The organism is Dokdonella sp. GW821-FHT11D02 (assembly GCF_058808595.1).
This window is the reverse complement of record NZ_CM179520.1, coordinates 139,165-159,619: the sequence shown is the minus strand read 5'-3', so window position 1 is coordinate 159,619 and position 20,455 is coordinate 139,165. Positions and strand designations below refer to the sequence as shown.

Here is a 20,455-nt window from a genome sequence, read left to right as displayed (position 1 = left end):
GCGATCTCCGAGCGTGAATGGATTCGTTCCCTTCGCCCGCTTGCGGGGAAGGAAATACGGTGTTCTTGGTTCTCAGGCCGACGTCACGGCGCCTTTCGCCGCCGAACCGACCAGCTTCGCGTACTTCGCCAGCACGCCGTGCAGCACCTTCGGTGCCGGTGGCCGCCAATCCTTGCGGCGCGCCTCCAGATCGGCGTCGGTCTCGATCACGCGGCGCGCGGCGTCGATGACGATGCGGTCGCCGTCGCGCAGCAGTGCAATCGCCCCGCCGCGCGCGGCTTCGGGTGCGACATGGCCGACCATGAAACCGTGGGTGGCGCCGCTGAAACGGCCGTCGGTCATCAAGGCGACGTCGTCGCCGAGGCCGCGCCCGACCAAGGCCGCGGTCACGGCCAGCATTTCGCGCATGCCGGGACCGCCGACCGGACCTTCGTTGCGGATCACGATGACGTCGCCGGCGCGGATCGCACCGGCCTGCACCGCGCGGAAGGTTTCCTCCTCGCTCTCGAACACGCGCGCGACGCCTTCGAAATGCAGGCGGCCCTTGCCGGCCAGCTTCAGCACGCAGCCTTCCGGAGCGAGGTTGCCGTACAGGATCGAATAGCCGCCGCGCGGTTTGAACGCACGCTCGACCGGCACGACGATCTCTTGATCCGCCGGCGCCGGCGCCGCCGCGTCGAGTTCAGCGAACAAGCTGCGGCCGGTCATCGTCGGCGCGTCGTCGACCAAACCGGCGCTGCGCAGTTCGCGCAGCACTTGGGCGAGACCGCCGGCGGCACTCATCTCGATCGCGGTGTAGCGTCCGCCCGGCATCAGGTCGGCGATCACCGGCGTCGCCACCGACGCTTGTTCGAAGTCTTCCAGCGACAGCGGCACACCGGCCTCGTTCGCGATCGCCAGCAGGTGCAGCACGGCATTAGTGGAGCCAGCGGTCGCCGCGGCGACGCGCGCGGCGTTGCGGAACGCGGTCGCCGTCAGCACTTCGCGCGGGCGGCGGTCGGCGCGCAACGCTTCGAGCGCGAGTTCGCCGCAGCGGTGCGCCGCCTCGCGCTTGGCCGCGTCGGTCGCGGCGACGTCGTTGAGACCGAGCGGCGACAAGCCGAGCGCAGTCAACACCATCGCCATGGTGTTGGCGGTGAACTGGCCGCCGCAAGCGCCGGCACCGGGGCAGGCGCGGCTTTCGACCTCGTGCAGGCGCGCGTCGTCGATGCGACCGGCGCCGTGTGCGCCGACCGCTTCGAACACCTGCTGGATCGTGATGGAACGGCCGTCCAGACGTCCGTGCGCAATGCTGCCGCCGTACAGCGCGACGCCCGGCAGGTTCAGCCGCGCCAGCGCCATCGCCGCGGCCGGAATGGTCTTGTCGCAACCGCACAACACGACCATCGCGTCGAGCGAATGGCCCTCGACCGCCAGCTCGATCGAATCGGTGATGACTTCGCGGCTGACCAGGGACGCGCGCATGCCGGGCGTGCCCATCGCGATGCCGTCGGTGACCGCGATCGTGTTGAACTCGATCGGCGTGCCGCCGGCCGCGCGCACGCCCGCGGCGGCTGCGACGGCGAGATCGCGCAAGTTCAAGTTGCACGGCGAGACGTTCGACCAGGTGTGCACGATCGCGACCAGCGGTTTCTTGATCGCCGCCTCGTCGAGGCCGGTCGCGTACAGCATCGCGCGCGCCGGCGCGCGATCGGGGCCGGATTTCATGACGTCGCTGCGCATCGGCGCGGCGCTCGTCGGCGCGGACTTCGGCTCGCTCATGCGGCCGCCTTGCGTTGCGCGGCGAGTGCCGCCAGCACGGCGTCGGTCAGCTCGCGCGTGCCGGCCTTGCCGCCGAGGTCACGCGTCAACTCGCTGCTCGCCAGCACGCTCTCGACCGCCGCTTCGATCGCCGCCGCTTCGGCTTCCAAACCAAGCGAATGGCGCAGCAGCAAGGCCGCGCTGAGGATCGCGCCGAGCGGATTGGCGAGGCCTTGACCGGCGATGTCCGGCGCCGAACCGTGGATCGGTTCGTACAAGCCGACGCGGCCGGCGCCGAGCGAGGCCGATGGCAGCAGGCCGAGCGAGCCGGCCAGCGCGGCCGCTTCGTCGGTGAGGATGTCGCCGAACAAATTCTCGGTCACCACCACGTCGTAGGCGGCCGGCTTGGTCAGGAGCAGCATCGCCATCGAGTCGACCAGCTGATGTTCGAGCCGCACGTCGGCGTAGTCGGCGCCGACGCGCGCGAGGGTTTCGCGCCACAGGCGCGAGGTTTCCATCACGTTCGCCTTGTCGACCGAGGTCACGTGCTTGCGCCGGCCGCGCGCGAGCTCGAAGGCGCGACGCGCGACGCGCTCGATCTCGGCCACGGTGTATTTGGTCTCGTCGGTAGCGGCGTCGGCGCTGCGCGTCTTCGCGCCGAAGTAGGCGCCGCCGGTCAGCTCGCGCACGAACAGCACGTCGACGCCGGCGAGCCGCTCGTTCTTCAGCGGCGACAGTCCGGCCAGGCGCGGATGCACGCTGACCGGTCGCAGGTTGGCGTACACGCCGAGCGCCGAGCGCAGCGCGAGCAGGCCCTGCTCGGGTCGCACCGGCGCTTTCGGATCGGACCATTTCGGTCCGCCCACCGCGCCGAGCAGAACGGCGTCGGCCGCTTTGCACGCCGCCAGCGTCGCCGCCGGCAACGGCTCACCGCTGGCGTCGATCGCGCAGCCGCCGATCGCGTGTTCGGCGAAGGTGAAATCGTGACCGTGGCGGCGTGCGGTGTCGCGCAGGACGTCGACGGCGGCGGCGGTGACTTCGGGGCCGATGCCGTCGCCGGGAAGGATTGCGATGTTGGCTTTCATATTGTTTGCTGGTTCCGGTAGATGTCGAGTTCGCCTCTCGCGCGAGCGGGCGTGAGGAAAGCTAGGCGGCTTCCCGCGCACGCTCGAACGCGGCGATCGCGTCCGCATGCTTGAGCAGGAAACCGAGCTGGTCGACGCCTTCGACCAGGCAGTGCCGCGCGAACGCGTCGAGCTCGAAGCCGAAGCGTCCGCCGTCGGGCAGTTCGATCGTGCCGGCGGCGACGTCGATGACGAGTTCGATGCCGGGATGATCGAGCAGGTAACGATGCTCGGCTTCGGCCAGCACTACCGCGAGCACGCCGTTCTTCAGCGCATTGCTGCGGAAGATGTCGGCGATCTCCGAGGACAGCACGGCGCGGATGCCGTAGTCGGCCAAGGCCCACGGCGCGTGTTCACGCGAGGAGCCGCAGCCGAAATTGCGTCCGGCGACGAGAATCTGCGCGCCGCGCGCCTCCGGCTTGTTCAGTGCGAAGTCGGGGTTTTCGCTACCGTCCTCGCGATAGCGCCAGTCGTTGAACAGCGCGCGGCCGAGACCTTCGCGCTGAGTGGTGGTGAGGAAGCGCGCCGGGATGATGCGGTCCGTATCGATGTTCTCGAACGGCAGCGTGACGGTGCGCGAATGCAGCTTGAGCAGTGGTTTCACCTTGCCTCCCAGATCGAACGCAGCGCGCACGACGGAATGGGGAACGGAACGGACGCCGAAGGAAGACGCGTTTTCATGCGGCCTCCTGCGCCAAGTAGTCGCGCGGATCGGCGATGCAGCCGGCCAAGGCCGTCGCGGCGGCGACCAGCGGACTGGCCAGCACCGTGCGCACGCCCGGTCCCTGGCGCCCTTCGAAATTGCGGTTGCTGGTGCTGACGATCAGCTGGCCCGGCTTCCCGATGTCGCCGTTCATGCCCAGGCACATCGAGCAGCCCGCTTCGCGCCATTCAGCACCCGCGGCGCGGAACACTTCGTGCAGGCCTTCGCGTTCGGCTTCGAGCTTGATCTGCTCGGAACCCGGCACCACCAGCATGCGCAGGTTTTGCGCGATGTGGCGTCCGCGCAGCAAGTCCGCGGCGGCGCGCAAGTCCGGCAGGCGCGAGTTGGTGCAGCTGCCGACGAAGACCAGATCGACCGGCGTGCCGGCCAGCGCTTGGCCGGCTGCGAACTGCATGTAGTCGAGCGCGCGGCGCTCTTGCGCGTTCGTTGCTGCCGGCACGTTCGCACGCAGCTCGGCGACCATGCCCGGATGCGTGCCGTAGGTGATGGACGGCTCGATTTGGCTCGCGTCGATGTGCACTTCGGCGTCGTAGCGCGCGCCCTCGTCGCTGCGCAAACCGCGCCAACGCTCCACGGCCGTATCCCAGGCCGCACCCTGCGGCGCGCGCGGGCGTTCTTTCAGCCAGGCGAAGGTGGTTTCATCCGGTGCGATCAAGCCAGCCCGTGCGCCGGCTTCGATCGACATGTTGCACACCGTCATGCGCTCTTCCATCGACAAAGCTTCGATGGTGCTGCCGCGGTATTCGATCACGCTGCCGGTGCCGCCGTTGACGCCGATGCGGCCGATGATGTGCAGGATCAGGTCCTTCGCGCCGACGCCGCGAGCGAGTTCGCCCTCGACGTGGATCGCCAGCGTCTTCGGCTTGCGTTGCAGCAGGCATTGCGTCGCCAGCACGTGGCCGACCTCGGTGGTGCCGATGCCGAACGCGAGCGCGCCGAACGCGCCGTGGGTGGAGGTGTGGCTGTCGCCGCAGACGATGGTCATGCCGGGTTGAGTCAGACCGAGTTCCGGCCCGATCACGTGCACGATGCCGCGATGCGCGCTGTCCCAGCCGTGCAGCTCGACGCCGAATTCGCGCGTGTTGTGTTCGAGCGCGGCGACTTGGCGTTCCGCTTCCGCGCTCGTGTACGGGCGGCGTCCGTCGGCGTCGGCCGGCAAGGTCGGAGTCGAATGATCGAACGTGGCGACGACCCGATCCGGCCGCCGCAGCTGCAGGCCGCGCGCGCGCAGCTCGTCGAAGGCTTGCGGCGAGGTGACTTCGTGCACCAGATGCAGATCGATGTAGAGGATCGCCGGCGCGGCGGCCGATTCGGGCGCGACGAGATGGGAGTCCCAGATTTTTTCGAACAGAGTGCGGGCTGTGGTCATGGTTGTGCGCAGGCGTGGAGCGGATCGAAGCGGAGCCCGATTCGCCGCTGCCGCGGCGCAACCGGGCCAACGGAATCAGGCGGCGACTTTGGCCAAGGCCTCGTCTTGGACCGGCGTCAGCCAGCCGCGCCGGTCGGGCGTGCGGCCCTCGAACAGACCAAAGAAAGCATCCTGCAGCGCGCGCGTGATCGGACCGGGCTTGCCGTCGGCGACCGGCTTGCGGTCGACCGAGCGGATCGGCGTGATCTCGGCGGCGGTGCCGGTCATGAACACTTCGTCGGCCGCGTACAAGGCTTCGCGCGGCAGGTCGCGTTCTTCCACCGCGACACCGAGATCGCCGGCCAGTGCGATCACGCTGTCGCGTGTGATGCCGGCGAGGATGCCGGCGCTGGTCGGCGGCGTCAGCAGCTTGCCTTTCTTGAACACGAACAGGTTTTCGCCGGCGCCCTCGCTGAGCAGGCCGTTGCAACCGAGCGCGATGCCCTCGGCGTAACCGCCGCGGCGCGCCTCGAACGCGACCAGCTGGCTCGACAGATAGTTGCCGCCGGCCTTGGCCCAGCTCGGCAACGTGTTCGGCGCCGGCCGGTTCCACGACGACACGCAGACGTCGGCGCCGTGTTCGCGCGCCTCGCCGTGGTAGGCGCCCCAGTTCAGCGCGAGGATCGACACGTCGACCGGCGAGCCGTCCGCCGGCAGCACGCCGAGCGCGCCGGCGCCGCGGAACACGATCGGGCGCACGTAGGCACTCTGCATGCCGTTGGCGCGAATCAGTTCCAGACAGGCCGCGTTGATTTCGTCTTCGTCGTAACCGATGTCGATTTCGTACATGCGCGCCGACTCGAACAGGCGCCGCGTGTGGTCTTCGAGGCGGAAGTAGCAGGCGCCGCGCGGCGTCGAATAGACGCGCTCACCCTCGAACACCGACGAGCCGTAGTGCAGCGCGTGCGCGCTGACGTGCACGGTCGCCTCCGCCCAGGGTTTGAGTTTTCCGTTGTGCCAGATGAGCGGTGCGTGGTTCATGACGAATACCCCTGCTGCGTTCAGTGGTTGGCGGCCAGCGCCGGTTCGCGGCGTTGGATCGAGTGTTCGATTCGGTTGACGATTTCGAGCACGGCCAGCGCGGCCGCCTCGACGATGTCGGTGGAAACGCCGCGGCCGGAGAGATCGCGCTCTTCGTAGTGCGCGCTCAGCGTGGCCTGGCCTTGCGCATCGCCGCCCTCGCCGAGCGCGCGGATGCTGAATTCGTGCAGCGCCAGCTCGTGCCCGACCGCGCGCGCCACCGCGCGCAGCACCGCATCGACCGGCCCGTCGCCGATCGCCGCTTCGCTGACGCGGCGACCGTCCTCGTGGCGCAGACGCACCGAAGCCGAGGCGCTGCCGCCGAGATGGCTGGCTGCATGCAGGTGTTCGAGCGACCACGGGCCGGCCGCTTCCGGATCGCGCCCGACCGCGAGCGCTTCGAGATCGCCGTCGTGCACTTCCTTCTTGCGGTCGCACAGTGCTTTGAAGCGCACGAACACGTCTTCGAGTGTGGCCTCGTCGAGCGTGTAGCCGAGCGCGTTCAGGCGATCGCGCAAGGCGTGCCGGCCCGAATGCTTGCCCAGCACCAGCGAGGAGCGCGCACAGCCGACGTCTTCGGGACGCATGATTTCGTAGGTCGCGCGATGCTTGAGCACGCCGTGCTGATGGATGCCCGATTCGTGCGCGAACGCGTTCTCGCCGACGATCGCCTTGTTGCGCGGGATGGTCGCGCCGACCAGATTCGCCAGCAGGCGCGCGCTCGGCTGCAGCCGTTCGGTGCGGATGCCGGTGCGCGCGCGGAAGAGATCGCGCCGCGTGTGCAGCGCCATCACGATTTCTTCGAGCGAGGCATTGCCGGCGCGCTCGCCGATGCCGAGCAAGGTGCATTCGGCCTGACCGGCGCCGGCCGCGATCGCGGCCAGGCTGTTGGCGACCGACAGGCCGAGGTCGTCGTGGCAATGCACCGACAGGACGACTTTTTCGACGCCGCGCACATGCTGGCGCAGATAGGTGATGCGCTCGTGCATCTCGGCCGGCGTGGTGTAGCCGACCGTGTCGGGCGTGTTGAGCGTGCGCGCGCCGGCCTCGATCGCGGCGCTGAACACCTCGGCCAGATAGTCCGGCTCGGTGCGGATCGCGTCCTCGGCCGAGAACTCGACGTCGTCGCAGAGTTCGCACGCGCGCCGGATCGCGGCGGTCGCGGTGTCGACGACCTGCTGCTTGCTCATGCCGAGCTTGTGCTCGCGATGCAGGGGGCTGGTCGCCAGGAACACGTGGATGCGCGAGTGCGCGGCCGGCTGCAACGCGCGCGCGGCGGTTTCGATGTCCTTGATCTGTGCGCGCGCCAAGCCGCAGATGCGCGCCTCGCGCACTTCGGCGGCGATCGCGCGCACCGATTCGAAGTCGCCCTCGGAAGCGACCGGGAAGCCGGCTTCGATGATGTCGACCCCAAGTTCGGCCAGCGCGTGCGCCATGCGCAGCTTCTGCGCGCGGCTCATCGAGAAGCCCGGCGACTGCTCGCCGTCGCGCAGGGTGGTGTCGAAGATCAGGACGCGCCGTTCGGCTACGTCGGCTTCGCTGTCGCTGCTGGCACTGTCGGAGTTCATCGCCATTCCTGAACTGATTTTTCGATTTGAGAAGTGCGGCCGAGGATGGCCGCTGCTAAATATTCCGAAGCCCAAAACTTTTACGCGTGTCGCAGTCGCTCAGATCGCGGCGACCCTGGACGGATCGCACCAGCCGACCCACACCCGCGAACCGCAAAAAACAAACCAAAAAAAAACCCCGCATCCGGTGCCGGGTGCGGGGTTTTTGGGGGTCTTCAGCCTGTTTCGCTTTCGACGCGTACCCTAACCCGCACCTCCGCTGGTAATAAGGAGTACGAGTACAAGAACGAGTGCGCCGCGCTGCACCAACGTGCGATCGACCGCCGCGAAAACGAGGCGGGTGGCGAGCGAACGGTGGCTGTTGCGATGCGACATGACCCGACCCTAAACGAGTCGCGAAGGGTATGTCAAGGCGTGGAGCGGGGATTGGGGATTGGAGATTCGGGATTGGGAAACGCAACGCATTTTGGAGGTTCGGCTCTCACCAATCCCCAATCCCTAATCCCAAATCCCGGCTTCATCGAGATGAGACGTACTTCTCGCGACGGATGTGCGGTACCGGCAGGCCGGCTTCTTTCAGCATGGCGAAGGTCTCGTCGACCATGTTCGGGTTGCCGCACAAATATGCGATGTCGTGCTCGGCATTGGGGCCGAGCTCGCCGAGCGCGACCTGGGTACGGCCGTTGCGATCGTGCGCACGCGGCACGGCGCGCGGGGTGCGGCTGAAGCAGGGATGGAAACTGAAGCCGGGCACTTCGCGCGCGAACGCTTCGAATTCCTCGCCGTAGAGCAGCTCCTGCTCGGTGCGTGCGCCGTAGACCAGGGCGAAGGTGCAGCCGCGCGTAGCGGTCAGCGTTCGAATCTGCGGCAGCATCGCGCGATACGGGGTGACGCCGGTGCCGGTGGCGACGAGCAGGTAGCGCCGATTGGTGTCGGCGTCCATCAGGCAGAAGCGCCCGTACGGGCCGCTGACCTGGATCGTGCCGCCTTCGTCCAGCTGCGACAGCAAAGCGGTGGCGGCACCGCCCTCGACGTAGGACACCGCGATCTCGATGCGCTCGACCGCGCCGCTGCCGGCGCCGACCGTCCCCACCGAATAGCTGCGCTTGGTCGCCTTGCCGTCGGCGTAGTGGAAATGCACCTGGATGAACTGCCCCGGCACGAACGCGAATGGCTGGCCGTCGGCGCGTTCGAACGCGAGATGGCGGACGGCCGGGGCGAGCATGTGGCTTGCGGCGAGGCGAAGTGGAAATTGTTCCATCGAGGCGTCGAAAAACCGGTCTGGCGGCGGGCGAGCCCGATATACTAGCAGGCTGTCGCGGCCCGGCTCGCGCGCCCCGACTGGGTCATGAAGGAAGCTCGCCGATGGTCGGGCTTCCGGCGCGCAAAGCCGCTGTTCCTCGAGCGATCGCGCGGACGCTTGATCGGCGCCGCCGAGTCCTGATGTGTTCGCTGCCCCGGCGATCGGGACGGCGGTATTCAGAGGTTTGCATGAGCCAACTCCCCGCGCTCGACGTAATCGAGCTGAAGAAGACCTACGCCAACGGCGTCGAAGCCCTGAAAGGCATTTCGCTGACGGTGCAGCCGGGCGACTTCTTCGCCCTGCTCGGCCCGAACGGCGCAGGCAAGTCGACCCTGATCGGCATTCTGTCCTCGCTGGTCAACGCGACCGGCGGCGACGCGCGCGTGTTCGGCGTCTCAGTGCGCGAACAGCGCAGCGCGGCGATGCGCCTGATCGGCCTGGTGCCGCAGGAGCTCAACTTCAACATGTTCGAGAAGCCGTTCGACATCTGCGTGAACTCGGCCGGCTTCTACGGCATCCCGCGTGCGCTCGCGGCCGAGCGCGCCGAGAAGTATCTCAAGCAACTGGTGCTGTGGGACAAGGCGTTCGAGCCGGCGCGCGCGATGTCCGGCGGCATGAAGCGGCGCCTGATGATCGCTCGCGCGATGATGAGCGAGCCCAAGCTCTTGATCCTCGATGAGCCGACCGCCGGCGTCGACATCGAGATCCGCCGCTCGATGTGGAAATTCATCAGCGGCATCAACGCCGCCGGCACCACGGTGATCCTAACCACGCACTATCTCGAAGAAGCCGAGCAGCTCTGCCGCAACATCGCGATCATCGATCACGGCCGCATCATCGAGAACACCTCGATGAAGCAGCTCTTGTCCAAGCTCGACGTCGAGACTTTCGTGCTCGATCTCGCCGCGCCCGTGGCCGAGCTGCCCGCCGTCGCCGGCGTCACTCTGAGCCGCATCGATGAGGCGACGATCGAAGCGGAGATGTCGCGCGAGCACGATCTCAATTCGCTCTTTGCGACGCTCTCCGCGCACGGCGTGACCGTGCGCTCGATGCGCAACAAGGCGAACCGGCTGGAGGAATTGTTCGTCCGCCTGGTCGAAAACGGCAAAGCCGCCGACGGCAAGGAGGCCGCATGAGCTCGAACGCAAACCTGATCGCCTTCCATACCATCGCGCGGCGCGAGGTCGTACGCATCCTGCGCATCTGGATGCAGACCCTGTTGCCTTCGGCGATCACGATGACGCTGTACTTCGTGATCTTCGGCCGCATGGTCGGCAGCCGCATCGGCGAAGTGGTGCCGGGCGTGCAGTACATCGACTACATCGTGCCGGGTTTGATCATGATGGCGGTGATCACCAACAGCTACGGCAACATTTCTTCCTCGTTCTTCGGCGCGAAGTTCGGGCGCCACGTCGAGGAGATGCTGGCCTCGCCGATGCCGGCGTGGGTGATCCTCGCCGGCTACGTCGCCGGCGCGGTGCTGCGCGGCCTGTTGGTCGCGGCGATCGTGCTGGCGATCTCGCTGTTCTTCACGCGCATCCACCTCTATCACCCGTGGATCACGCTGTCGACGATCCTGTTGACCTCGATCGTGTTCTCGCTCGCCGGTTTCGCCAATGCGGTGTGGGCGAAGAAGTTCGACGACATCGCGCTGGTGCCGACCTTCGTGCTGGCGCCGCTGACTTATCTCGGTGGCGTGTTCTACTCGGTCGACGCGCTCGGCTCCCCATGGAAAGAGATCTCGCACGCCAATCCGATCCTGTACATGGTCAACGCGTTCCGCTACGGCCTGCTCGGGATCAGCGACGTGCCGCTCGGCGTTTCCTTCGCGGTCATGCTCGGCTTCGCCGTCGGACTCGGCGCGCTCGGCATGTTTCTGCTCAAGCGCGGGATCGGCTTGCGCAGCTGACCGATCCGCCGCCGGCGCGCGGTTGCTTACTGCGGCTGATCGCTTCCGCCGTATGATCGCGCTTCCAAGGAGCACGATCCGGTAGGGGACGATATGAAGCGCTCGGGGTTGCTGCGGTTTCACGGCTGCATCGGCTGGGTTTTCGCATTGCTCGCTTCCGCCGCAGCGGCGCAAGCGCCGCTGGCAATGCCCGACCTTCCACTCGGACTGGCCGGCACGGTCAATGCCATCGCGCGCCAGCCGGACGGCGGCCTCATTCTCGGGGGCTCGTTCGCGATGATCGACGGGGTGCCGCGGCGCAATCTCGCTCGCTTGCAAGCGGACGGCACGCTGGACCTGGAATGGAACCCGCCTGCCAACGATACCGTGTTGGTATTGGCGGCGGACTCGAACGGCGACGTCTATGCCGGCGGTTACTTCAGCGAGATCGGCGGACAAGCGCGCGCGCTCGTCGCGAAGATTTCCGGTAGCGGTTCTGGCGCGGTCGACGCGAACTGGAACCCCGGCGTGCGCATCGACGACGATTCTGGGTTCTATCTGGTCAACCAGCTCGCGGTAGATGGAAACCGCGCCGTCTATCTGGCCGGCGAATTCAGCTCGGTCGGCGGATTGCCGCGCCATCGGCTCGCGAAAGTGTCGGCGAAAGATCGGGGCGCCGTCGATCCGAACTGGAATGCGTCGATCGAAACCGTTACGGCGCTCGCGGTGGATGCGAACGGCGCCGTCTTCGTCGGCCAGCAGACGGGCGGCATCCTCAAATTGACTGGTACGGGGCTTGCCGATCCGAACTGGCACTCTTCGCTGCTGGGAGAGCCTTTCGCATTGGCGGTCGATGCGGCCGGCACGCTCTACGCCGGTGGCCGCTTCGTCGAATCCGGCGACGTTTTGGGAACGCCCACCGATCGGCTGGCCCGCTTTCCGGCAGCCGCCAACGGCACGGCGGATACGACCTGGAGGCCTGCCGTCAGCGACCCGATCGCGCTCGCGCTCGCACGCGACGGCGCCATCTACGCGGCCGACCGTAACGGCATTTTTGCGCTGTCTCCGAACGAAGGCGCGATCCAAGCCGAGTGGCGCGAATTGACCGACGGCGGCATCGGCATGTTCGAACCGGGCAGCGACGGTTCGATCGCCTTCGCCGGTGCGTTCATGACGGTGCGCGGGCAGCCCGCCTTGAATCTGGGCCGCTTGACGGTCGCGAGCGGATTAGCCGTCCCCGGTGTCGCCATCGAGGACGCCGGCGCGATCACCGCGATGGCGCGTCAGTCGAACGGCGGCGTGATCGCTGCGGGAAGGTTCGTTCGCGTCGGCGCGGAGCCGCGCAGGAACATCCTGCGGCTGGGCCCGGACGGAAAGCTGGATACAAGCTGGAATCCGCCTCTCGACCTGTTCCCGCTCGCGCTCGCCGTGGACGCGCGCGACGACGTCTACGTGGGCGGCAGCACGTCTACTACGCAAGCGCCCGACCCCGACCGCCGCCTGGTCAAGCTGGCGGGCAGCGGAACCGGCGCTGTCGATTCGGCCTGGAACGTGTCGGTGAACAGCGACGTGCAGGCGCTCGCGCTGGACCCCGGCGGCGATCTCTACGCCGGCGGCTACTTTTCGGAAGTGAACGGTGTGCCGCGGCGAAACATCGCCAAGCTGTCTACGCTCGACGGCAGCGTCGATGCGGGGTGGGACGCCAGGGTGAACGAGAACTATGTCGGCGGGCCCGTATTCGCGATCCTTCCCGATGCGCGCGGCGCGGTCTACATCGGCGGGTCGGACATTCGCACCGACGATCGCTACCGCGCCATCATCCGAGTGTCGGCCGAGTCGGGCTCCTTGGACCAAGACTGGAATCCGCCGCTGGAATGCTGGAGCGGCGCCTTGGCGCTCGCACCGGCCGGCGGCGTCTACGCAGGCGGCGATTTCTGTCACGGCCGTTATCTGGCGAAGATCTCCGAGAGCGGAATCGTCGACGCGCGATGGATCGCGAACGTGGACGACGAGGTCGCGGCGTTGGCGGTCGGACCGGACGGGACCGTCTACGTCGGCGGCGTGTTCGCACAGGCCGGCGGACAGCCGCGTGCGTTTTTCGCGGGATTTTCCGGTATCTCAGGCACCGGGTTGGACATGCCCGCCGTCGACGGCAGCGTCGCTGCGTTGCTCACGCGAGCGGATGCGACGTTGCTTCTGGGCGGCCGCTTCAACAACGTCGGAAGCCAAGCGCGTATCGGCATTGCCGCTTTGCCGATGCGCACGCAGCTGCCGCGCCCGTGGACGCATTCCCCGCGCCGGTTGCCGCCGATCATCGGAAATCCGCCGCGGCGCGCCCAAGCGATTGTTTCCCCACCCGGGCGGGCGATCGAACGCTAGTCGAGCCCGAAGAACGCGCGCGCGTTCGCCGTCGTCAGCGCGGCCGTCTGCGCCGCCTCCTCGCCGCGCGCCGCCGCGACCGCGGCGCAGATGTGCGCGAGATACATCGGTTCGTTGCGGCGATGCGAAGGTTTGGGGTGCAGGTCGCGCGGCAACAGGTACGGCGCGTCGGTTTCGATCAGCAAGCGGTCGGACGGGATGCGCTTGACCAGCTCGCGCAAATGCAGGCCGCGGCGTTCGTCGCAGATCCAGCCGGTGATGCCGACGTACCAGCCGCGCTCGAGATAGGCGGAGAGTTCGTCGTCTTCGCCGGTGAAACAGTGCACGACGACGCGGCCGACGCGCCCCGCCACGTTGTCCATGCAGGCGAGAAAGTCGGCGTGCGCGTCGCGCTGGTGCAGGAACAGCGGCTTGCCGTTGTCGACGGCGATCGCCAGCTGGCGTTCGAACGCGGCGATCTGCGCTGCATGTGGCGAGTAGTTGCGGTAGTAGTCGAGTCCGGTTTCGCCGACGGCTTTGACCTCGGGCGTCGCGGCCAAATCGCGCAGCAGCGCGTCGGTGGCGTCGTCGTACTCGTGCGCGTGATGCGGATGCACGCCGGCGGTCGCGTGCAGAAAGCCCGGATGCGTGCGCGCCAGTTCGTGCGCCGCGCGACTGCCGCCGGCGCTGGCGCCGGTGACGACGAGTTGCTCGACGCCGTGCGCGCGCGCACGTTCGAGCACCGCGTCGAAGTCGGCACGAAACGATTCGTGGGTCAGGTTCGCGCCGATGTCGATCAATCGCATGCGCACTTCACTCCACCGTCCAAACGCGAGATTATGCGACGCTGGCGCCGTGGCGCCTATGCGGCGCAATCCGATCGCACATCCGTTTCACGGAAGGAGCTACCGATGAATTCATTGATTCGCTTGACGCTCACGCTCGCCGCCGGCGGCCTTGCCGGTTCGGCCTTCGCCGATGGCGGCGTCACCCTGCAGCAGGCGCCCGGCGCGACTTCCGCGCAACGGTTCGCCCTGACCGCCGCGACACAGGCGCGTCAAGCGCACGCACAAACGGCGCAGCCGAAGGCGATGGGCAATTCGCGCTATCCCGGTACGCCGCAGGCGAATACCTATCGCGCCTATCCGCCGAGCTGCGCGTCCGACCCGCTGCCCGATTCCAGCGGCAGCAACGGCGTGATCCTGTCGCAAAACCTGCCGCTGTACACCAAGGACGCCAACGGCCGCACCTCGCCCGAAACCGTCAAGGTCACGCTCTGGCGCATCGCTTGCAGCAGCGGCAATTCGCAAACCCCTTACAACGCAAACGGTCAGGCGTCGAACTCGATGACCCTGCTGCGCATCGACCGCGACGCCGCCAACGAGGGCCGCACCGACCGCATTCCGACGATGCCGCTGATCCAGATTCAGCAGGGCGCGGTCGGCTACGACGATGCGGCCAGCCTGGTGCGCGTGGCGGCGGAACCGAACACGGTCGTTTCAGAAGCGCCGTTCGACAGCCCGATCATCTACAGCACGACCTACGCGCTCGACAACTTCCCCTTCGGCGACGACTACAACCACCAGTACAACCAGGCGTTCAAGCTGCTGGTCGATCCGCGCGACACCGACGTGCCGAACTACCCGACCGCCGAGTTCACCGTGCCGGCCTACGCGCCGACGCAAGACAGCTATCCGGATGCGGGCGCGGCGCTGTTCCTCAACGGCTACGCCGCGGCGCAGTGGGTGGGCGGCGATGGGGACGGACTCTTGGTGCAGATCACCGAACAATACGCCGGTGCGTCGATGACGCGGCAGCTCGTCTACGATCTGCTGATCAAGGATTTGAACGGCAATCCGCTCTGGTTGATCGGCAGCGCCGTGTTCGCCAACGACGCGCGGGAAGTGACCGTGGATGCGGCCTACCTCGGCAACAATCTCTCCCAGAGCCCCTGGGGCAAGGCGAAGTTCAGCCTGCGCAACTGCAACCGCCTCGAAGTGACCTACACGCCGAACGCCAACCTGCCGGCGCCGATCCCGAGCTTCAACGGCATGCGCGTGTACTCGCGCTTGTTCAGCGCGAACGGCATGCTTTGCGAGTGACGCCGTCACAGCGCCCCCGCGCCAGCGGGGGCGCCGTCTGCGACGACTTCTTGCCGCACCACGTCTGAGTTCGCGACTTGCGCGTTCGGCTCGAGTCCGCGCAGAGTCCGTGCGTTCATCATTTTGGATGGGGTTACACAATGAAAAAACTCTTGGGCTTGGCCCTGGTCTTCTCGTGCAGCGTCGGCGCTGCGCCCGCGATTCCGCTCGACGCCCGCACCTTGCCGGCGGCACCGATCAATCCCTTTTCGTCCGAGTCGGCCCCATGGCAGGCTTCGCAATCTTCCGGCGAGAAAGTCGCGGGCAACAACGAACGCGGCGGCACGCCGCAAGCGAACCCCGTGCGCGCCTACCCGCCCAGCTGTGCGTCCGGAACCTTGCCGGACAAGCCGAGCGGTGCGATCGTCAGCACCGATCTCAAGGTCCTCGCGGTCAAGGCGAGCGGCTATGTCGTCGAAACCGTCAAGCTCATCATTTGGCGCGTCCCCTGCAGCAGCAGCGGCTTGAAGACGCGTTACAGCCCGAACGGCACGGCCAACGGCATGACCCTGGTGCGCATCGAGCGCAGCGCCGAGCTCGCCGACCAGTTCTACTACGTGCCTGTGATCAGCCTGGCGCAGGGCACGATCGAGTTCGGTAAACCGGAAAGCTACCCCCGTCTGGTCACCGAACCGAACACCCGCAGCTCCGAAGTACTGCCCGGCACGACCTACAACGTCAGCACCACCTTCGTGCTGGAGAACATACCGCTCGCCGTCAGCGGCTATTTCCTGTTCAACAACGCCTTCAAGCTGCGCGTGGATTCCAGACCGCAGATCGGCGCGAACGGCCAGGTGATCGATCTCGACATTCCCACCTACGCGGCACCCGCCGCTCCGGCGCCGATGGCGCTCGACGGCTATGCCGCGGCACAGTGGATCGGCCCGGACCAGGGTCTGATCGTGCAGGTCAGCGAGCAGTACAACCCCGACGGCTCGATGGCGCGCCAGTTGGTCTACGACGTGCTGCTGAAAGATCTCGAAGGCAATCCGTTCTGGCTGGTCGGCAGTGCGTTCTTCCCGATCGGCGCGACCAGCGCCACCATTCCGGCGGGCTACCTCGACGCCAATCTGGTCACCCAGCCCTGGGGCACGGCGGTGTTCCAGATGAAGGACTGCAACAAGCTGGAAGTGACCTACACGCCGAACGCGAACCTGCCCGCACCGGTGCCGAGCTTCAACGGCCTGGTCACCTACAGCCGCCTGTTCAGCGCGAACGGCATGCTCTGCGAATAAGCGCAGTCGGCTGACGACGAAGGCGCGGCCGGGCAACCGGCTGCGCCTTTTTCTTTGCGGCGCCCGCTACGATGATCCGATGAGTTCGCCCGCGTTCCCGATCGATCCTCTGCTGCCGCAGATTCTGGCGAGCCTGCGCGACCATCCGCGCCTGGTGCTCGAGGCGCCGCCCGGAGCCGGCAAGACGACGCGCGTTCCACCGGCCTTGCTCGGTCAAGACTGGCTCGGCGCGCGCAAGGTGCTGATGCTCGAGCCACGCCGCATCGCGGCGCGCGCGGCGGCCGAGTTCATGGCCTCACAGCGCGGCGAGGCGGTTGGTGCGACGGTCGGCTACCGCATCCGCTTCGAATCGAAGACTTCGGCGGCGACCCGGATCGAAGTGGTCACCGAAGGCATCCTGACGCGGATGATCCAGGACGATCCCGAGCTCGCCGGCATCGGCGCGATCCTGTTCGACGAATTCCACGAACGCCACCTGCACGGCGACTTCGGCGCCGCGCTCGCGCTCGACGTGCAGGCCAATCTGCGCCCGGATCTGCGCTTGGTGGTGATGTCGGCGACGCTCGAAGGCGAGCGCGTCGCGCGCTGGTTCGAATCGCCGCAACTGGCCAGCGAAGGACGCAGTTTTCCGGTGCGCCTCGCCTATCCGCCCGCACGCGCCGGCGAGGCATTTCCGGAACGCGCTTGGCCGTTCCATCTGCGCCGCGCGCTGCAGCAAGCGCTGGCCGAGAACGACGGCGACGTACTCGTGTTCCTGCCCGGCCGGCGCGAGATCGAGCAAGCACGTGCCGTACTCGCGTCGGCCGCCTTCGACGGCATCGCCGATCGGATCGATCTGCTCGCCCTGCACGGCGAACTCGCCCTGGCCGAGCAGCACGCAGCGCTGGCGCCGGCCACAGCCGGTGCGCGGCGGGTGGTGCTGGCGACCAATGTGGCCGAGTCGAGCCTGACCTTGCCCGGTGTGCGCGCCGTGGTCGATCTCGGTCTCGCGCGCGAACCGCGCTTCGATCCGAATTCCGGCTTCACGCGGCTCGATACCGTCACGATCTCGCAGGCGTCCGCCGACCAGCGCGCCGGCCGCGCCGGTCGCCTCGGTCCCGGCAGCGGCTACCGATTGTGGCCGCAGAGCCGCCGGCTGGAAGCCGCGCGCACGCCGGAAATCGCCCAAGTGGAACTGTCGCAGCTGGCGCTCGAACTGGCGGCCTGGGGCACCGACGCCCTGCCCTGGCTCGATCCGCCGCCGCCCGGCGCGCTGGCACAGGCACGCGATCTCTTGCGTGCGCTCGGCGCGCTCGACGGCGACGGCCGCATCAACCCGTTCGGCCAGCGCCTGCGCGCGCTCGGCGCGCAGCCGCGCCTCGGCGCCGCCGTGCTGCGCGCGGCGAACGAGGACGAACGCGAACTGGCCTGCGACCTGGTCGCGCTGATCGAGGCGCGCAATCCGCTGCGCGGCGAGGCCATGCGCAACGACGACTTCCGCCTGCGCGCGAACGCGCTGCGTGCCTGGCGCGAGCGACGCGCCGGCGGCGCACGCGAGCTCGATGCCGATCCGGCCGCGCTCGCTGCGATCGCACAGGCCGCTACGGCCTGGCGCCAACGCGCCGCAGCGACCGCAACGCGCGCGCAACGGCCCGCGGCCGGCGATGTTTCGCTGGCCGGCACGGCGGCCGGAGACGTGCTGATGCATGCGTTTCCGGATTGCATCGCGCGCCAAGACGCAAACGATCCGCGCCGCTATCAGCTCGCCAACGGCCGCGGCGCACGCTTGGGCGACAACAGCGCCTTGTACGGCGAGCCCTGGCTGGTGGTGGTGGACCTGCGCCTGGAAGCGCGCGACAGCCTGATCTACGCGGCCGCGCCGCTCGATCCGGAGCGCTGCGAGCGCGATTTCCCCGGCCGCTACCGGCGCGAGCGGCGCGTGCGCTGGAATCGCGAGACGCGCGCGGTGGAGGCGTTCGAGGAACGCCGCTTCGATGCGATCGTGCTCGACCGCCGCAGCGTGCCGGCCACCCCCGAAGACGCCGTTCCGGCCCTGCTCGCGGCGATTCGCGAACTCGGCCTCGAGGCCTTGCCTTGGAGCGAGCACGCGCGCGAGTTGCGCTTGCGCGTGCAGTCGCTGCGCGCGTGGTCGCCGGAACTCGGCCTGCCGGACTTTTCCGACGCGGCCTTGCTGCACGATTTGGAACGCTGGCTCGCGCCCTACCTGGCCGGCAAACGCCGGCTCGACGCCTTGCAGGCGGCGGAACTCTCCGAAGCGCTGGCCGCCCAGCTCGACTACGAACAACGGCGCGCGCTCGACGCGCAGGCGCCGGTCGCGATCGCGGTACCGAGCGGACTCGAACGCCGCATCGCCTACGCCGCCGACGCATCGCCCGTGCTCAGCGTGAAGCTGCAGGAGTTGTTCGGCCTCGCCGATACACCGCGCATCGCCGGCGGCCGCGTGCCGCTGACCCTGCATCTGCTGTCGCCGGGCGGCAAGCCGGTACAAGTCACTCAGGATCTGCGCAGTTTCTGGGAACGCACCTATCCGGAAGTCAGAAAGGAATTGAAAGGGCGCTATCCGAAACACCCCTGGCCCGACGATCCGTGGACGGCGACGCCGACGCATCGCGCCAAGCCGCGACGCTGAATCTTCGCTCTTCCTACGATGCGGCAACGAACTTGCCGGTATGCGCAACCTCCGCAAACCTTCCGATGGCAAGATGCTTCGCCCGGCCGCGATCGAACGGCACTCGGCATCCGCGCGCGCAACGAGGTAACGTCATGAGTACGAATCCACCGCTACGAACGCCGCTCGAAAGCGCATCGCGCCGACACTTCCTCGGCTGCTGCGCCGCGACGGCCGGCGCCGCCGTGTTGGTGCCCGCGCTGGCCGCCGAGACCGCTGCCGGTCCGCAATGGCAGGGCTATCGCCGCGCCACCGTGATCGATGCGCTCAGCTCCGGGCCGGCTGACCCTGCCTCCGAAGCCGATCTGCCGCCGTTGACGGCGCGTGTGCTCGCCGACGCGCGCGCCTCCGGCCTCACCGCTTGTCACGTCACCGTCAGCGGCGTCGGCAGCTACGCCAAGGACTACGAAGGGACGATCCGCAACATCGCCTACTGGACACGCGAGCTGGACGCGCACGGCGACGCTTTGTGCCTGATCCGGCGCGGCACCGATCTGGTCGAAGCCAAGCGCAGCGGCCGCCTCGGCCTGATCTACGGCTTCCAGGACTCGACCCCGTTCGGCGAGGATCTCGATCGCTTCGACACCTTTCACGGCCTCGGCGTGCGCGTATTCCAGCTCACCTACAACCGCCGCAACCTGATCGGCGACGGCTGCTTGGAGTCGGCCGACGCCGGCCTCAGCAAACTCGGCCGCAACTTGATCGAACGCCTGGACGCCGGCCACGCGCTGATCGACCTCTCCCACAGCGGCCGCCGCACCGCGCTCGACGCGATCGCCGCGTCCAAGCATCCGGTGGTGATCTCGCACACCGGCTGCGCCGCGCTGGTCGATCGTCCGCGCAACAAGACCGACGAGGAATTGCGCCGGCTGGCCGAACGCGGCGGCGTGGTCGGCATCTATCTGATGCCGTTCCTGCGCCGCGAAGGCCAGCCGATGATGGAAGACCTGATCCGCCACCTCGAACACGCGGTCGAGGTTTGCGGCGAAGATCATGTGTGTCTCGGCAGCGACGGCTACATTTCCACGGTCGAACTCACGCCGGCGTACCGCAAGATGTTTCGCGAGTTCGTCGAGCAGCGCGTCAAGCTCGGCATCGCCGCGCCCGGCGAGAGCGCCGACGTGATGAACCTGCTACCCGACCTCAACCGCCCCGATCGCTTCGACCTGCTCGCGCTCGCGTTGTCGCGGCGCGGCCATTCCGACGCACGCATCGAGAAGATCCTCGGCGCGAACTTCGCACGCGTATTCGCCGAAGTCTGCGTCTGAACCGCCGGGA

The 20,455-nt window shown here is 67.8% G+C and carries 15 protein-coding genes; 7 read left to right on the top strand and 8 right to left on the bottom strand.

The genetic code is table 11. The features are described 5' to 3' along the window. Positions 1–72: 72 nt before the first annotated feature. From ilvD to AC3QL3_RS00680, 7 genes are all read right to left on the bottom strand, one after another. Complete coding sequence (gene ilvD, locus AC3QL3_RS00710; protein ID WP_492898824.1) at positions 73–1,722, bottom strand: dihydroxy-acid dehydratase; 1,650 nt, start codon at positions 1,720–1,722, stop codon at positions 73–75. A 35-nt stretch (positions 1,723–1,757) separates the two neighbouring features. Beyond that, the gene (leuB, locus tag AC3QL3_RS00705) at positions 1,758–2,825 is read right to left on the bottom strand and encodes a 3-isopropylmalate dehydrogenase (RefSeq protein WP_492896294.1); all 1,068 of its coding nucleotides are present in this window, start codon (positions 2,823–2,825) and stop codon (positions 1,758–1,760) included. A gap of 61 nt (positions 2,826–2,886) precedes the next feature. Beyond that, positions 2,887–3,468 carry a 3-isopropylmalate dehydratase small subunit gene (leuD, locus tag AC3QL3_RS00700; RefSeq protein ID WP_492896293.1) on the bottom strand — a complete coding sequence of 194 codons (582 nt, stop codon included), beginning with the start codon at positions 3,466–3,468 and terminating at the stop codon, positions 2,887–2,889. A gap of 73 nt (positions 3,469–3,541) precedes the next feature. Beyond that, positions 3,542–4,957, bottom strand: coding sequence for a 3-isopropylmalate dehydratase large subunit (leuC, locus tag AC3QL3_RS00695; RefSeq protein ID WP_492896292.1), 1,416 nt, complete (start codon positions 4,955–4,957; stop codon positions 3,542–3,544). Between the two features lie 75 nt (positions 4,958–5,032). Next, on the bottom strand, positions 5,033–5,977 hold the full coding sequence (locus tag AC3QL3_RS00690; RefSeq protein WP_492896291.1) for a branched-chain amino acid transaminase: 945 nt from the start codon (positions 5,975–5,977) through the stop codon (positions 5,033–5,035). 20 nt (positions 5,978–5,997) lie between these two features. Beyond that, a complete protein-coding gene (locus AC3QL3_RS00685; protein ID WP_492896290.1) occupies positions 5,998–7,584 on the bottom strand; it encodes a 2-isopropylmalate synthase in 1,587 nt (528 codons plus the stop codon). A gap of 517 nt (positions 7,585–8,101) precedes the next feature. After that, complete coding sequence (locus AC3QL3_RS00680) at positions 8,102–8,845, bottom strand: FAD-binding oxidoreductase (RefSeq protein WP_492896289.1); 744 nt, start codon at positions 8,843–8,845, stop codon at positions 8,102–8,104. A gap of 230 nt (positions 8,846–9,075) precedes the next feature. On the opposite strand from AC3QL3_RS00680, the gene AC3QL3_RS00675 reads away from it, so the two are divergent. The 3 genes from AC3QL3_RS00675 to AC3QL3_RS00665 all read left to right on the top strand — a co-directional run bounded on the left by AC3QL3_RS00675 (position 9,076) and on the right by AC3QL3_RS00665 (position 13,154). Next, the gene (locus tag AC3QL3_RS00675) at positions 9,076–10,023 is read left to right on the top strand and encodes an ABC transporter ATP-binding protein (protein ID WP_492896288.1); all 948 of its coding nucleotides are present in this window, start codon (positions 9,076–9,078) and stop codon (positions 10,021–10,023) included. Continuing rightward, the gene (locus AC3QL3_RS00670; protein WP_492896287.1) at positions 10,020–10,796 is read left to right on the top strand and encodes an ABC transporter permease; all 777 of its coding nucleotides are present in this window, start codon (positions 10,020–10,022) and stop codon (positions 10,794–10,796) included. The genes AC3QL3_RS00675 and AC3QL3_RS00670 overlap by 4 nt, the downstream gene beginning before the upstream one ends. Before the next feature lie 186 nt (positions 10,797–10,982). Further along, complete coding sequence (locus tag AC3QL3_RS00665; protein WP_492896286.1) at positions 10,983–13,154, top strand: hypothetical protein; 2,172 nt, start codon at positions 10,983–10,985, stop codon at positions 13,152–13,154. Here the strand turns inward: AC3QL3_RS00665 and AC3QL3_RS00660 are convergent. Further along, positions 13,151–13,939, bottom strand: a complete 789-nt coding sequence (locus AC3QL3_RS00660) for a TatD family hydrolase (RefSeq protein WP_492896285.1) — start codon at positions 13,937–13,939, stop codon at positions 13,151–13,153. The two genes, AC3QL3_RS00665 and AC3QL3_RS00660, sit on opposite strands and share 4 nt — an antisense overlap. Positions 13,940–14,044: 105 nt before the next feature. Here AC3QL3_RS00660 and AC3QL3_RS00655 point away from each other — a divergent pair, with 105 nt between their 5' ends. From AC3QL3_RS00655 to AC3QL3_RS00640, 4 genes are all read left to right on the top strand, one after another. Continuing rightward, complete coding sequence (locus AC3QL3_RS00655) at positions 14,045–15,235, top strand: hypothetical protein (RefSeq protein ID WP_492896284.1); 1,191 nt, start codon at positions 14,045–14,047, stop codon at positions 15,233–15,235. Positions 15,236–15,375: 140 nt separating this feature from the next. Continuing rightward, positions 15,376–16,509 carry a hypothetical protein gene (locus AC3QL3_RS00650; protein ID WP_492896283.1) on the top strand — a complete coding sequence of 378 codons (1,134 nt, stop codon included), beginning with the start codon at positions 15,376–15,378 and terminating at the stop codon, positions 16,507–16,509. Positions 16,510–16,588: 79 nt separating this feature from the next. Continuing rightward, the gene (gene hrpB / locus AC3QL3_RS00645; RefSeq protein ID WP_492896282.1) at positions 16,589–19,138 is read left to right on the top strand and encodes an ATP-dependent helicase HrpB; all 2,550 of its coding nucleotides are present in this window, start codon (positions 16,589–16,591) and stop codon (positions 19,136–19,138) included. Between the two features lie 134 nt (positions 19,139–19,272). Beyond that, positions 19,273–20,445: a dipeptidase gene (locus tag AC3QL3_RS00640; protein ID WP_492896281.1), complete on the top strand. Its 1,173-nt coding sequence runs from the start codon at positions 19,273–19,275 to the stop codon at positions 20,443–20,445. Positions 20,446–20,455: the final 10 nt, after the last annotated feature.

Bases quoted from the DNA above. Each gene is read 5' to 3' on its own strand.
- AC3QL3_RS00665 (WP_492896286.1), top strand. From the start codon at position 10,983: ATGCCCGACCTTCCACTCGGACTGGCCGGCACGGTCAATGCCATCGCG.
- ilvD (WP_492898824.1), bottom strand. From the start codon at position 1,722: ATGCGCAGCGACGTCATGAAATCCGGCCCCGATCGCGCGCCGGCGCGC.
- AC3QL3_RS00640 (WP_492896281.1), top strand. From the start codon at position 19,273: ATGAGTACGAATCCACCGCTACGAACGCCGCTCGAAAGCGCATCGCGC.
- AC3QL3_RS00690 (WP_492896291.1), bottom strand. From the start codon at position 5,977: ATGAACCACGCACCGCTCATCTGGCACAACGGAAAACTCAAACCCTGG.
- leuB (WP_492896294.1), bottom strand. From the start codon at position 2,825: ATGAAAGCCAACATCGCAATCCTTCCCGGCGACGGCATCGGCCCCGAA.
- AC3QL3_RS00680 (WP_492896289.1), bottom strand. From the start codon at position 8,845: ATGGAACAATTTCCACTTCGCCTCGCCGCAAGCCACATGCTCGCCCCG.
- AC3QL3_RS00675 (WP_492896288.1), top strand. From the start codon at position 9,076: ATGAGCCAACTCCCCGCGCTCGACGTAATCGAGCTGAAGAAGACCTAC.
- hrpB (WP_492896282.1), top strand. From the start codon at position 16,589: ATGAGTTCGCCCGCGTTCCCGATCGATCCTCTGCTGCCGCAGATTCTG.
- AC3QL3_RS00685 (WP_492896290.1), bottom strand. From the start codon at position 7,584: ATGAACTCCGACAGTGCCAGCAGCGACAGCGAAGCCGACGTAGCCGAA.
- AC3QL3_RS00655 (WP_492896284.1), top strand. From the start codon at position 14,045: ATGAATTCATTGATTCGCTTGACGCTCACGCTCGCCGCCGGCGGCCTT.
- leuC (WP_492896292.1), bottom strand. From the start codon at position 4,957: ATGACCACAGCCCGCACTCTGTTCGAAAAAATCTGGGACTCCCATCTC.
- AC3QL3_RS00670 (WP_492896287.1), top strand. From the start codon at position 10,020: ATGAGCTCGAACGCAAACCTGATCGCCTTCCATACCATCGCGCGGCGC.
- AC3QL3_RS00660 (WP_492896285.1), bottom strand. From the start codon at position 13,939: ATGCGATTGATCGACATCGGCGCGAACCTGACCCACGAATCGTTTCGT.
- AC3QL3_RS00650 (WP_492896283.1), top strand. From the start codon at position 15,376: ATGAAAAAACTCTTGGGCTTGGCCCTGGTCTTCTCGTGCAGCGTCGGC.